The sequence below is a fragment of the Aminobacter sp. MET-1 genome, assembly GCF_026521175.1.
Lineage (GTDB): Bacteria > Pseudomonadota > Alphaproteobacteria > Rhizobiales > Rhizobiaceae > Aminobacter.
Map to the genome: position 1 here is coordinate 167,665 of NZ_JAMSHL010000001.1, position 12,486 is coordinate 180,150.

Here is a 12,486-nt window from a genome sequence, read left to right on the forward strand (position 1 = left end):
GGGGAGGCGCATGTCGAAGCAGGACGACAATCTGTGGGGGAGCCTCGTCGGAGGATACAAGGTTCCCTATGATCCGAGGCCGATGCTGGAGGTTTTGTCAGAACATCATGACAACGATGCCGCCTGGGAAGAACTCTGGAACGAATTGCATCACCAAGGCGACGTGGGGGATGCATCCTACGCTGCCGTGCCCGTGCTTGTCCGTCTATCGGCGCAGCATCGCCCGGCCCATTGGGGGCTCTATGGGCTTGCCGCGACGATCGAGGAGGCCCGGCTGATGTTTCCACGAAATCCACCTGTTCCCGGCTGGCTGATGCAGGACTATGCCAAAGCCTGGGACGAACTTTTCCGACTGGCCTTGCGCGATCTGACGATTGAGACGGACCCGAAGCTCGTGACCTGCGCGCTGGCCGTCGTCGCGCTACATCGCAAGCAGTTGGCGTTGGCACGCCTTGCCCTTTGCGCCGACGAGGAGCGACTGGAGATGCTGGAACGGCAGTTTGCGGTTTAGCCGCCTCTCTAGCCGCTCGCCCCAATCTCCCTCAGCGCCATTGCCTTGTAGTCGGCCACCAGCGCATCGCCCTCCGCCCTCTCCACCGAGATCGCCAGCCGCATGGTCGCCTCGCCGAGCGACATGACGAGGAACGCCTTGCGCTCGATGGCTTCGCCCTCCGCGGCGGGTGCCACGCGCTGCCAGGCTTCCGCCAAAAGCGCACCATTGGCCCTGGAGTCACGCAGATCGATGTCGCGTAACGCCTTGTCAGCCTGGGTGCCCGACCAGATGTCGCGCATCACCGGTTCGACGAGGAAAATGCCGTAATAGGTGTCGATCAGCGCGCCGAACGCCTGGAGCAGGCCGTCCATGTCGCGCACGCCTGCAAGTCCGTCGGATATGCAGGTGCGGCCCTCGGCGTTGTAGCGCTCGGCCAGCGTGCGCACGATTGCCGCCTTGTCGGGGAAATACTGGTAGAGCGAGCCGATCGACACGCCGGCGCGTTCCGCCACCTCGCCCATGCGCATGGCGTCGCTGCCATTTTCCTCGATCAGGGCGGTTGCTGCCTGCAGCATGCGCTCCACCCGCTCCTGGCTGCGCTTCTGGCTTGGCGCCCGGCGCAGCGCGCCGCTGTCTTCCGTCTTGTCCATGGTGAGGCCTGCGATGATTCCGCTTGACGATCATAATATGAGGGTTTATCACATTTGCAAATGTGAGGATTGCTCATATTTTGTGGAGGCCAAGATGTCGTCTGAAATTGCCAATGCTCCCTTCCTCATCCTTGGCGGCACCGGAAAGACCGGACGCCGCGTCGCCGGGCGTCTGGCCGCACGCGGTCTGCCGGTCCGCATCGGTTCGCGCAACGCTGCACGTCCCTTCGACTGGGAGGATCGTTCGACATGGGCGACGGCGCTCAAGGGCGCGCGCGCCGTCTATATTTCCTACCATCCCGACCTCGCCGCACCGGGCGCCGCCGAGATCGTTGGTAACTTCGCCCGGCTGGCGGTTGGTATGGGCGTCAAGCGGTTGGTGCTGCTGTCCGGTCGCGGCGAGCCCGAGGCGCAGCGCGCCGAACAGGCGGTCGTCGCTGCGGGTGCCGACTGGACCGTGCTGCGCTGCAGCTGGTTCATGCAGAACTTCAGCGAAAGCTTCCTGCTGGATGCGGTGTTGTCGGGCGAGATCGCCCTGCCGGTGGGTGCGGTTGGTGAGCCATTCGTTGATGCCGACGACATCGCCGACGCGGCCGTTGCCGCACTCATCGACGATCGCCATATCGGCCAGCTCTACGAGCTGACCGGCCCGCGCCTGCTCAGTTTCAGCGATGCCGCTGCCGAGATCGCGGCGGCCAGCGGGCGCGATGTCCGTTTCATCGAGATCATGCCGGCCGACTTCGAGGCTGGCCTGGCTGCGGCCGGGTTGCCGGAGGATCTCATCGCGCTGCTGTTGGTGCTGTTCACCGAGGTGCTCGACGGTCGAAACGCCCATGTCGCTGGCGGCGTCGAACGCGCGCTCGGGCGGCCTGCACGCGATTTCAGCGACTTTGCCCGAACCGTTGCGGCATCCGGTGCCTGGGGAGACACAAAATGATCGCCACCCTGTTTTCAGTGCTTACCTTCCTCGCCGTGATCGGGAGCGGCCTTGCTGCCGGGCTGTTCTTCATCTTCTCGAACACGATCATGGCGTCGTTTGCCAGGCTGCCTGCGGCGCAAGGCATTGCCACCATGCAGCAGATCAACCTCACCATCATCAATCCGGCCTTCATGGCGGTATTCATGGGAATGGTGGTGCTTGCGCTGGTGCTGGGCGGCAAGGCGTTGCTTGGCTGGTCCGAAGCGGGCGCCGGCTGGCTGATTGCGGGCGCCGTTGCCTATGTCGTCGGTTGTTTCCTGGTGACGATCATCTTCAACGTTCCGCTCAACGACCAGCTTGCGGCCGTCGACCCGTCAAGCGCGGAGGGGGCGGCACTCTGGGCCACCTACCTCAGCGACTGGCTGCCGTGGAACCATGTCCGTACTGTCGCCAGCATGATCTCGCTCGGCGCCTTCGCCATGGCCTTTGCGCGCACTGCGTGATTCTTCGGCGCCCAAGATCGGCCGATCTCGGGAACGCATGCGAAACAGAAAGGCCGGGGTCAGCGCCGGCCTTTTCGTCTCAGCTCTGGCGCTTCCAGCGCGCCACGGCATGCGCGATCAACCGGCCGACGAGGTCGGGATAGCTCACGCCCGAGGCGGCCATCGTCTTCGGATACATGCTGATGTTGGTGAAGCCGGGGATGGTGTTGACCTCGTTGACCAGCGCCGAACCGTCGGCCTTAACGAAGAAGTCCACCCGCGCCATGCTTTCGCAGCCCAGCGCCAGGAAGGCGCCGCGGGCAATCTCCTGCAGCCTGGCCGTGCCACCGTCGGGCAGCTCGGCGGGAATGCGCAGCGCAGCGCCGTCGGCATCGATGTATTTGGCCTCGTAGGTGTAGAAGCCGTGGCTTGCCGCCGGGACGATCTCGCCCGGCACGGAGACCTGCAGCTGTCCGTCGGGCGCCTCGAGCACGGCGAACTCGACCTCGCGACCGGCAATGAATTCCTCGATCAGCACCTTGCGGTCGTGTCTGAAGGCCTCGGCCAGCGCCGTCTCCAGCTGCGCTGCCGTCTCGGCCTTGCTGACACCGACGGACGAGCCCTGACGGGCCGGCTTGACGAAGACGGGCAGGCCGAGGGCTGCCTTCACCGCCTCGAAGCCCGGGCGTTCCCCTGCATGCACCGTCAGCCCTCGGGCGACCGGCAGTCCGGCCTCCTTCATCAGCCGCTTGGCCGTGTCCTTGTCCATGGCGTTGGCCGAGCCGAGCACGCCGCAGCCGACATAGGGAACATCCGCCACTTCGGCGAGGCCCTGGACCGCGCCGTCCTCGCCGAACGGGCCATGCAGCACCGGAAACAGCACATCGATCCGGGGCAGCTCGAAAGGCACTTCGCCGCTGGGGAGGCCGACCAGGCGGCCCTTGCCGCCCGGCACCAGCGCCACTTCCGTGCCGCCAGCGGGCACGACCTGGGGCAGCGTGCCGTCGCTGCCAAGCTCCGCCAGGAACCAGCGACCGTCACGGGCGATGCCGACAGGCACGACCTCATATCTGGCAGTGTCGATCGCCTTGACCACATTGCTTGCGGACATGATGGAAACGTCGTGCTCGGCGGAACGCCCGCCGAAAAGGACTGCAATGCGTGGTCTCGATGTCATGCTTTCTCCCGCTCGCGTCAACCGCCATCCAAAAAGTCAGGCTACCGAGTGGCCGCCGATTCCAGCTTATCTGTGGCGAGCCGTTTTGAGGCCCGTGGTAATCGTCAGGCCTGATCCTTGGCCTTGTGGCCCTTGCGGTCGGAGTGGCCGAGGTCGCGCTCGGGATCGATGAGGTCGCGCACCAGCTGCTTGAGCTGAGCTGCATCGGGAAAGCCGCCGTCGCGCTTGCGGTCCCAGATCATCTCGCCGTTGCAGGTGACGGTGAAGATGCCGCCCGTGCCCGGCACCAGGGTCACTTCGCCGAGCTCCTGGCCAAAGGTCGACAGAAGCTCCTGCGCCATCCAGCCGGCGCGAAGGAGCCACATGCACTGGGTGCAGTAGGTGATGCGGATACTGTGCGATGATGTCATATCTTGACCACGATTGTTCCTGCCAACCGATCATAGAGTGGATCGGTTTTGCGAGCCAAAGAGATTGTCACCGAGATAACCCAGATGGAGGCAAAGACCAAAAAGAGCCCGCCGAGAAACACCGCAGCACCCCGAGACGTTGCTCCATACTGTTGCAACAGGAACGCGAGGATTGGTGCGAACAAAACGGCCTGTCGAAAGATCGCCTTGGGCAACGGAATTCCAACTGCGTCCAGAGCGTCTCGATCCAATACCCTGATATCGAGCACATGCTTGCCGACGGTTTGCCCGATCCGCCACTCGAAGGCTATGAGATAGAGCAGGAAAATTGCGAGTGCGGCTCCGTTCGCATCGAGCCACAGGCTTTCAACATGGTAGCCGTCGGCGTTCAGCCATAGTTCTTCAGTGAGGGTTCGCTGTTGGCCCTCGGTCTGATCAGTCTGGCTGAGAACCAATTGCCGGGACATAGGCAGGCCAAACAGCGTGGTCTGACAGTCCTGAACAGTGTCGATCCGCTCTAGAGTGTGCGGAAACCCCTCTGGCACGCGATCCAGATCGGCACATATCCTAAAGATGAGGCCGAAACTTCCTTGAATTCGGCCGTCGGTCTGAGTGTAGAGAACGACAACAAGCAATTGCAGTGGGATGAGCACAATTGCTGCGTCGAGGAAAAATGCACCGACGCGGCGCCAGAAACCTACGCGCTCCCGCCACCATGGGCCGGTGTATGCGGCACTATTTTGGGCTGCAATATCTGTCACGATTCCCTCCCCCGAACTCCATCGCAGTTTGCAAAGTGCGATGGAGCATTCAATGGGGGAGGTGGAGTTATTGCTTACGCAGCGCTCAGCTTGGCCAGCGTTGCTTCGTCGACTTCGAAGTTGGCATAGACGTTCTGCACGTCGTCGTCGTCTTCCAGCGTGCCGACAAGCTTCATCAGCGACTGCGCGCGCTCTTCGTCGACCGGGATGTTGTTCTGCGGCTTCCAGACGATCTTCACCGACTCGGCGTCGCCGAGCGAGCTTTCGAGCGCCTTGGACACCTCGCCGAGGTTTTCGAAGGCGCAGGTGATGGTGTGGCCGTCTTCGTCGGACTGCACGTCATCGGCGCCGGCTTCGATGGCGGCGTCCATCACCTTGTCGGCGCTGCCGGCCTTGGCGGCATAGACGATCTCGCCGACCCGGTCCCACATGAACGACACCGAGCCGGTTTCGCCCATCGCGCCGCCGGCCTTGGTGAAGGCGGCGCGCACGTTGGAGGCGGTGCGGTTGCGGTTGTCGGTCAGCGCCTCGACGATCAGCGCCACGCCACCGGGGCCGTAACCCTCGTAACGCACTTCTTCATAGTTTTCGGCATCGCCCATCGAGGCCTTGGAGATGGCGCGGGCGATATTGTCCTTGGGCATCGACACGGCCTTGGCGTTCTGGACGGCCAGGCGCAGGCGCGGGTTCATCGAGGGGTCGGGCACGCCGGTCTTTGCTGCAACGGTGATTTCGCGTGCAAGCTTAGAGAACATCTTGGACCGCACCGCGTCCTGGCGGCCCTTGCGGTGCATGATGTTCTTGAACTGTGAATGGCCGGCCATGGGACCCCTGTTTGTCGCTTCGGCAGTGTCTGAATGGGGCGCCTTATAGATAAATCGGCTCAATACGTCCAGACTTCCGGGCTTTCAGTGCGTCAAGATCGGCAGATTTGCCTAAGCCGCGTCCCTTGCCGCTCTGGCGCCGACCCGTACCGTATTCCGGCCTGCGGCCTTTGCCTCATAGAGCGCCCTGTCGGCGGCAAGCAGCAGGTCGTCGATGTCCTTGACGTCTGATGCCGTCTGGGCGGTCACGCCGATGCTGACCGTCATGCGCAGCCGCTCGCCCGAGGGAACCGTGATCTTTGCCGCCTCGATCGCAGCGCGGATGCGTTCTGCCACACCCGTTGCCTCGATCAGGTCGGTGCGCGGCAACAGTACGGCGAATTCTTCGCCGCCTGTCCGGCCGAAAAGGTCGTCCTCGCGCAGTTCGGCCGAAACCAGGCGGAAGAACTCCGTCAGCGCCTTGTCGCCGGCTGCATGGCCGAGGCGGTCGTTGACGCGCTTGAAGTGGTCGATGTCGAGCATCAACAGGGATGCGTCGTGCGTGCCGCGGGCAAGTTCGCCAAGGCACGCCTCGCTGTGCTCCATCAGGGCGCGCCGCGACAGGGCGCCGGTCAGCGAGTCGTGGTTGGCCTGGTGCATCAGCCGCTCGATCAACTCGCGGCGTGCCGCGTTGGTGCTTGCCACCGTGAGCGGTCCGAGCGCCATCAGGGCCACGCCAAGCCGGATCGAATCGAGCAGCCGCAGCGGGTTTGGCAAGTGCGCGAACGGAATCATGTCCGCCGGCAAGGAAATCAGCAGCCATGTGGACAGAGCCATCGTCAGCACCGTGGTGGTGAACATGCTGTAGGTCAGCGCACACCACAGCAGCGCTGGGATGGGGAAAGCCAGTGTACCTGGGCCACCGACCGCGCTTCCGGCAACAACCGAGATCAGCAAGGCGAGACAGGGTGCCGCATGCATCAGGTTGTCCCTGTTGAGTTTCGCGAACGGGGCCCATTGCTGCCTGAGCGTCTGCAGGCCGGGAAAGGTCAGCCAGATCGGCACCACGATCAGGTAGTTGACCAGTTCGCTCACCGCCCAGAACGCCAGGCCGTCGGCGAAATCGCGTCCAAACAGCATGCGCGCGGCACCGCCGCCGGTCACCGCCGAGGCCAGAGAGGCCAGGCAGCAGATGGCAAAGACGTAGAGCACCGAGATCGAACGACGCAGCTTGCGGTCTTCTTCCGGCAGCAGCTTGAACAGCAGATAGCCGGTCATGGCGCCGGCCATGTTGGCGGCCGACAGCCATGCGGTGGTGATGAGATCGCTGCCGGTCGTGATGTCGGCGGCGAAGTAGCCAACAAAGGCGGCAAGCCAGCCGGCAGGCGAGGCGAATGCCTGATAACGCACCATCAGGCCGAGCAGGACGGCGTTCGCCGGCCATACCGCGGCAAGGAAGCCTATCGGGCGGGTGAAGATGCCGAACAGGGAGGCAGCGAAGATGGTGCCTCCGACGATGAGCGCGAACAGCAATGTGCGTTTCGCGCCGGTGTCGGCACGTGGGAGCAGATTGGCGGTGAACACGTCTTTCCTTCTGTTTCCGTCAAGCAGGTCCCTCAGGCGGGACCATCGACGAAAACAGTTCACCCGGCCTTAATGCGCGCGACGATTTTAACTTGAGGTTGCATTAGCGAGGTGCGGCAAAAGGCCCGGTGCTAGTTGGCGTCGAGCGCTTTGGCGATGCCTTCGGCCAGGTGGTCGGTATCGCGGGCATGCTCGTAAGGCACGCCGTGGCGGGCATAGAGGGCGGGCGAGAAGTCAGGGGCGATTGCCAACGCCCGGGACAAGGTCTGTCGCGCCTGCTCGACCTTGCCGTCCTGGGCCTGGCAGGCAGCCACATGGGCCAGCTGCCAGGGCGGCTGCGAGGTCATGCGCTCGAGGCGGACGAGCGCGCCGGCATAGTCGCTTATGCCGTACAGCGCCATCGAACGATTGCAGTCGTACCAGTCCGGATGGATCGGATTGATCTTCTCGGCCTTTTCCATCAGGGCGAGTCCCTCCAGTGGCCTGCCGCGCAGTGTCAACACATAACCGAGCTGCGTCATCGTGTCGGCGTCGTGCGGATTGAGGTCGAGGGCACGGCGCATGTGACCCTCGGCTCCGGAGTGCTGGCTGGCGAATAGCCTGATGACGCCGAGAATGCGATGACAGCGCGGCTCCTCCGGCGCGAGCGCGACGCCCCTGGCGCCGTGTGAGATCGCCTGATCGAAGACCTCAGGAGAGAGCACGATGTCGCCGACCAGATGCGCGACGGCGAGGCCGAGATAGCCATGGGCCAGGCCATAAGCCGGGTCTTTGTCGATTGCCGCTTCGAAGTACTCCCTGGCGGCCTCGTTGTCCTCCGGCTGGTAGCCGCGCAGGCGGCTGATGCCACGCAGCAGGAGCTCATAGGCGACGAGACTGTCCGTCGGCTTGGCAGCGGCGCGATGCGTGCCCGCATCCTCCAGTCGCTTGACCAGCCGATTGACGATCTGCTCGGAAATGTCGTCCAGCACGGCAAAGACGTCGCTGCCGTCGGCGACATAACGTTCATTCCAGGCAAGGACGCCCGCCGGCGCGGTGGCCAGGGAAACGCTGATGTCGAGCCGTTCGCCCGTGCGCCGGAGCGAACCCTCGACCGCGAAATCGGCGCCGAGTTGGGCGGCGCCCGCCAGTCCTGATTGCACCGAGAATGTCGATGTGTGGCCGAGAACCATGACGCTTCGAAAACGCGCCAGCCTGACGATGATGTCCTCGACGAAGCCGTCGACAAGCGGCTCGTCCGTCCTGTCGCCGGCGTTTTGGAAACGCAGGACCGCCACTATCGGCAATTGCCGTGGTTCAGGCGCGGGCGTTGCCGGAACCAGCATGTAGCCGCGCCCGGAAATGGTTCTTATCGTCTGCTGGGTGTCGTCGCCGAGCGCCTTCCGGATTTCCTTGATCGCCTGGGTCAGCGAGTCCTCGGTGACGAAGACGTCGCCCCACACAGCCGTCATCAGCTCGGACTTGGTGACGATGCGGCCAGGGTTGCGGGCAAGGTGCTCCAGCAGGCGATAGGGCTTGGCCCGAAGCCGCACCGGCTCCTGTCCACGACGCAACAGCCCCGACGCCAGGTCAAGGCAGTAGTCGCCAAGGGCGACGGTATGAGGCGCGTGTCCCACCATGAATGACGGCTTCGCCAATCTCCTGAAGCAAAGCCAATATGCCGCGCCGGGGTTTCGTCAAGGGGCGGGGTGTTTCCGGCCTGTCTTCCGCGGGGCCGCGGTCGCGGGACGCGGCGGCCTCGACCATGCGGTCGACTGGCGTCCCCGACATTGAGCCGACCGGCAGGTACAGCCGCCCGCCGGACATTGCCTCGTCAAGTTCCCGATCGATCCGGCTGCGATCTTCGACAGGCATGGGCCTCTCCTGCTTTGATCGCAGAAGCTTGCGCCTTGCCTGGCGTCGCGTACCGAGACGGTTCTGAAATTTTGCTGAAATCGGGAGCTCCCCTGCGACCACGGCCGCAGGGGAGCGGAGACATCATGCAGCGAGGCGAGGTTCCATGTCCTCGATACCGATGTGTCCAAGGAAGCCGCCCGAAGACACTGCCTGCCGTTGTTCCTCGATGGCATGGGCGAAGATCATGGCCGGATCGGCTTCGAGCTTGGCCATGTGCCTGTGCAAACGAGGAAACTCGCTGGCGATATCGAACAGCTTGAGGTCCTCGCCCCAGCGGGCGATGCCGATGAAGTAGGCGTCGGCCACGGTCTTATGGTCGCCGACCAGCCAATCCCGACCTTCGAGTACGCCCTGCAGGTAGGCATAGGCCTTGGTCGCACTCTCCTTTGCCAGCTTGCGCAGGAACGCGGTGCCGGCCGTGTCATCCTTGTCGAGCTTGTAGACGCTCCAGCCGTAGCCGAGCGCGGAATGCAGCGTCGTGTGGAGATAAGACAGCATCGCGTTCAGTTCGTCGAACTCCCTGGTGCCCTGGGCGAAGCCGAGCCCCTGGTCGATGCCGCGCGCGGCGATGGCGTGCAGGATCGCCAGGCTCTCGTTCAGGGGCTTGCCGTCGGCCATCAGCATCGCAGGCGTCTGGCCAAGCGGGCTCGCCTTGGCGAAGGCCCCGCCCGGTCGCTGCTCCGACATGTCGATGCGGTGCAGCCGATAGGGTTGGCCCAGCCATTCGAGCGCCACGATCGAGCCGAACGAGCAGCCGTGGGGCACGCCGTAGAAAAGTACAGGTTCCATGTCTTGTCCTTTCGAAGCCGCGGCCGCGATCCGTTCGCGGCGTGCCGCAGAACCTATGCATTGCACTCGCTCCAACAAGCACCTACCTTTTCGTAAGGTACTGACTTCAAAGTAAGAATTGAGGATTTAGTGGCAAAAACCCAGCCAGAAAGTTGTGGTCTCGGCCCTGCCTTCCAGGTCATCGGCGGCAAGTGGAAGGCGCTGATCCTGTGGTTGGTGCATACCGAGCCGCGCCGCTTCGGCGAGCTCAAGCGGCTGGTGCCCGATATCAGCGAGAAAATGCTGATCCAGCAGCTGCGCGAGATGGAGGCCGACGGCCTCGTCCATCGCGAGATCTTTCACGAGGTGCCGCCGCGGGTCGAGTATTCCGCCACCCCGCTCGGCCAGTCGCTCGATGAGGCACTGGCGCCGCTCGCCGTCTGGGGCAAGGAGCATGGCCCTGCCATCGAGGCGCGCAAGGCCTAGTCGGCAAGACATACATGCACCGAGGCTGGGTTTCAGCCTTCCAGGTTATGCTTCAGCCGGTCGAGAATCGACATGGCGTGACTGGCATATTCGCTGATCCAGCGGTCGTGGATCTCTTTGATCGGCATCGAGTTGAGGTGGTTCCAGCGCTCGCGGCCGTCACGCCTGGCCACCACCAGATCGGCTTCTTCCAGAACCTTCAGATGCTGCATGACGGTGCAGCGGTCCATGTCGTCGAAGCGCTCGCACAGGGCGCCCGTCGTCAACGGACCATCCTTCAAGCAATCGAGCATCAGGCGCCGGCGCGGATGAGCCAGGGCCTTGAAAACATTGTCGTCTTTCGCTTCGCTTGACATGTTATGTTTTTATAACACATTATCGCCAAGTGCAAGTACAGGAGGTTCAAAATGTCCTTGGGGTTCAAGGTTTCGGGGCGTATCGCCAAGCCCGTCCACGAGGTGTTCGACGCGGTCGTCAACCCGACGAAGCTCAGCGCCTACTTCACCACTATACGTGGCGCCAGCGCGCCGCTGGTCGCCGGCACCACCGTTACCTGGTGGGGCTCCGTGCCGGTCGAGGTGCAGGAGATCGAGCTGGACAAGCGCATCGTGCTGCGCTGGGACGCCGAGGTGACCGAGGGCCAGCCGGCCTACAAGACCAGGATCGAGATGGGCTTCGAGGTGCTCGAGGACGGCTCGACCTTCGTTACCATCGGTGAGTCCGGCTGGGTCGAGGACGCGGTCGGCCGCAAGGCGTCCTACGGCAATTGCGAAGGCTGGGCCGAGATGCTGTCGGCCATGAAGGCGTGGCTCGAATACGGCATCAACCTGCGCGAGGGTTTTTACCCCTCCGAGATGCGCGGCGAACTGCCAACGACAAGCGAACGCAAGTGAAGGCTGAGACAGTGACGACCAAGATCGAAGGCGGCATCAACATCGCCATGAAAGTGCCCAGTCACCAGTACGAGGCGACCATCGCCTTTTACCGTGACGTGGTTGGCCTCGAAGGCATCCCGGAGAAGGCGCCTGCGGTCGGCTTCAAGCTTGGCCCGAACCAGCTCTGGATCGATGAGGCGCCGACCATGAGCCAGGCCGAGGTCTGGCTGGAGCTGTTCACGCCCGATTCCGCCGGCACGCTCAAGCACCTTGGCGATGCGGGTGCCGTGCGTTGCGACCCGATCGAGCCGCTCGGCGAAAGCTTCCGCGGCGGCTGGATCATGAACCCGGCCAACATCGTGCACATGGTGCGCGAGCCCGACGCCTGGTAGGCATGCCCGTATCGGGCGGCGGGCAACCCGCCGCCCGATTTCGTCAGACCGAGTGAAACCGCATCTCGCCCTGGTTCAGGAAACACGCCTTGTCGAACAGCCTGAGGTCGAGCGGGTTGGGCAGCCTGACGTCGCGGAGATCGGGAACCGCCTTCGTCGAGGGGTCGTAGGCGCGGTCGATCTGCGAGATCATGACGACGATCAGCCCCTTGGCGCGCGCCAGTGACCTCAACGTCCGCACTTGATCCATCAGCGCCGGGTTCTCGCGCTTCTGGTCGAGCAGCTGCAGATAGTCGACCACCACCACGCTTCCGCGGGGCGCTGCCGCCATCCGCCTGGCGATATGCTCGGCGTTGATCATGTCGGAATTGTCGAGTTCGAACAGGTTGCCAAACTGCGCCGGATCAGCGCCGATGGCGCGGAACCGGTCCAACACCTCCCTTTCGGTGTACTCCAGCGTGAAGAAGGTGGCGCGCCGGCCTGCCTTCATCGCCTCAGCGGCAAGCTCCAGGCCCATCAGCGTCTTGCCTTGACGCGGTCGTGCGCCGAGCAACACCATGTCGCCGGCTGCCAGGCGGGCAAACAGCATGCCGGCAGGCCGGGCAGCAGCCGATGTGGCGGCAAGGAGGCTCCACGCGCCAAAGCCTTCAGCCGCCGCTATGCGGTCGAGGGCCTGATGCAGCGGGAGATTGTCGGTCCGGGCGAGAAGCCTGGCCCTGCGCTTCAGCATGGGTATGGGTGCGGACAGTTTCATGCAGCGAACCTCCAGATACGAGCAGTCGTCGCAACC

Annotated in this window: 16 protein-coding genes; 6 read left to right on the plus strand and 10 right to left on the minus strand. The window is 63.7% G+C overall.

Going from position 1 to position 12,486, the window contains the following annotated elements; translation table 11 throughout:
* Nucleotides 1–10: 10 nt before the first annotated feature.
* On the plus strand, nucleotides 11–511 hold the full coding sequence (locus tag NDO48_RS00770) for a hypothetical protein (RefSeq protein WP_267320685.1): 501 nt from the start codon (nucleotides 11–13) through the stop codon (nucleotides 509–511).
* An 8-nt stretch (nucleotides 512–519) separates the two neighbouring features.
* Here the strand turns inward: NDO48_RS00770 and NDO48_RS00775 are convergent, their stop codons facing one another.
* Nucleotides 520–1,143, minus strand: coding sequence for a TetR/AcrR family transcriptional regulator (locus tag NDO48_RS00775; protein ID WP_267320686.1), 624 nt, complete (start codon nucleotides 1,141–1,143; stop codon nucleotides 520–522).
* 94 nt (nucleotides 1,144–1,237) lie between these two features.
* Here NDO48_RS00775 and NDO48_RS00780 point away from each other — a divergent pair, with 94 nt between their 5' ends.
* Nucleotides 1,238–2,080, plus strand: a complete 843-nt coding sequence (locus tag NDO48_RS00780) for an NAD(P)H-binding protein (RefSeq protein WP_267320687.1) — start codon at nucleotides 1,238–1,240, stop codon at nucleotides 2,078–2,080.
* Nucleotides 2,077–2,565, plus strand: a complete 489-nt coding sequence (locus NDO48_RS00785; protein ID WP_267320688.1) for a DUF1772 domain-containing protein — start codon at nucleotides 2,077–2,079, stop codon at nucleotides 2,563–2,565. The genes NDO48_RS00780 and NDO48_RS00785 overlap by 4 nt, the downstream gene beginning before the upstream one ends.
* Nucleotides 2,566–2,644: 79 nt before the next feature.
* Here the strand turns inward: NDO48_RS00785 and NDO48_RS00790 are convergent, their stop codons facing one another.
* The 7 genes from NDO48_RS00790 to NDO48_RS00820 form a co-directional block, all read right to left on the minus strand.
* Nucleotides 2,645–3,721, minus strand: coding sequence for a D-alanine--D-alanine ligase family protein (locus tag NDO48_RS00790; protein ID WP_267320689.1), 1,077 nt, complete (start codon nucleotides 3,719–3,721; stop codon nucleotides 2,645–2,647).
* Between the two features lie 104 nt (nucleotides 3,722–3,825).
* Nucleotides 3,826–4,131, minus strand: coding sequence for a SelT/SelW/SelH family protein (locus tag NDO48_RS00795; protein WP_026227599.1), 306 nt, complete (start codon nucleotides 4,129–4,131; stop codon nucleotides 3,826–3,828).
* Nucleotides 4,128–4,892 carry an RDD family protein gene (locus NDO48_RS00800; protein WP_267320690.1) on the minus strand — a complete coding sequence of 255 codons (765 nt, stop codon included), beginning with the start codon at nucleotides 4,890–4,892 and terminating at the stop codon, nucleotides 4,128–4,130. Before NDO48_RS00800 ends, NDO48_RS00795 begins: the two co-directional genes overlap by 4 nt.
* Nucleotides 4,893–4,966: 74 nt before the next feature.
* A complete protein-coding gene (locus NDO48_RS00805) occupies nucleotides 4,967–5,716 on the minus strand; it encodes a YebC/PmpR family DNA-binding transcriptional regulator (RefSeq protein WP_018429967.1) in 750 nt (249 codons plus the stop codon).
* A gap of 111 nt (nucleotides 5,717–5,827) precedes the next feature.
* Nucleotides 5,828–7,279, minus strand: a complete 1,452-nt coding sequence (locus tag NDO48_RS00810) for a sensor domain-containing diguanylate cyclase (RefSeq protein WP_267320691.1) — start codon at nucleotides 7,277–7,279, stop codon at nucleotides 5,828–5,830.
* A gap of 131 nt (nucleotides 7,280–7,410) precedes the next feature.
* Nucleotides 7,411–8,916, minus strand: coding sequence for a winged helix-turn-helix domain-containing tetratricopeptide repeat protein (locus tag NDO48_RS00815; protein ID WP_267320692.1), 1,506 nt, complete (start codon nucleotides 8,914–8,916; stop codon nucleotides 7,411–7,413).
* A gap of 340 nt (nucleotides 8,917–9,256) precedes the next feature.
* Entirely contained in the window at nucleotides 9,257–9,964 is a 708-nt protein-coding gene (locus tag NDO48_RS00820; protein ID WP_018429964.1) for a glutathione S-transferase family protein, read from the minus strand.
* Between the two features lie 129 nt (nucleotides 9,965–10,093).
* On the opposite strand from NDO48_RS00820, the gene NDO48_RS00825 reads away from it, so the two are divergent.
* Entirely contained in the window at nucleotides 10,094–10,429 is a 336-nt protein-coding gene (locus tag NDO48_RS00825; RefSeq protein WP_018429963.1) for a winged helix-turn-helix transcriptional regulator, read from the plus strand.
* A gap of 32 nt (nucleotides 10,430–10,461) precedes the next feature.
* On the opposite strand, the gene NDO48_RS00830 is transcribed toward NDO48_RS00825, so the two are convergent.
* Entirely contained in the window at nucleotides 10,462–10,785 is a 324-nt protein-coding gene (locus tag NDO48_RS00830) for an ArsR/SmtB family transcription factor (protein WP_018429962.1), read from the minus strand.
* Between the two features lie 51 nt (nucleotides 10,786–10,836).
* On the opposite strand from NDO48_RS00830, the gene NDO48_RS00835 reads away from it, so the two are divergent.
* Nucleotides 10,837–11,322: an SRPBCC domain-containing protein gene (locus NDO48_RS00835; RefSeq protein ID WP_018429961.1), complete on the plus strand. Its 486-nt coding sequence runs from the start codon at nucleotides 10,837–10,839 to the stop codon at nucleotides 11,320–11,322.
* A gap of 11 nt (nucleotides 11,323–11,333) precedes the next feature.
* Entirely contained in the window at nucleotides 11,334–11,696 is a 363-nt protein-coding gene (locus tag NDO48_RS00840; protein ID WP_026227598.1) for a glyoxalase/bleomycin resistance/dioxygenase family protein, read from the plus strand.
* Nucleotides 11,697–11,739: 43 nt separating this feature from the next.
* On the opposite strand, the gene NDO48_RS00845 is transcribed toward NDO48_RS00840, so the two are convergent.
* Nucleotides 11,740–12,450 (minus strand): DNA helicase, encoded by a 711-nt coding sequence (locus tag NDO48_RS00845; RefSeq protein WP_026227597.1) that lies wholly within the window; start codon nucleotides 12,448–12,450, stop codon nucleotides 11,740–11,742.
* Between the last annotated feature and the right edge of the window lie 36 nt (nucleotides 12,451–12,486).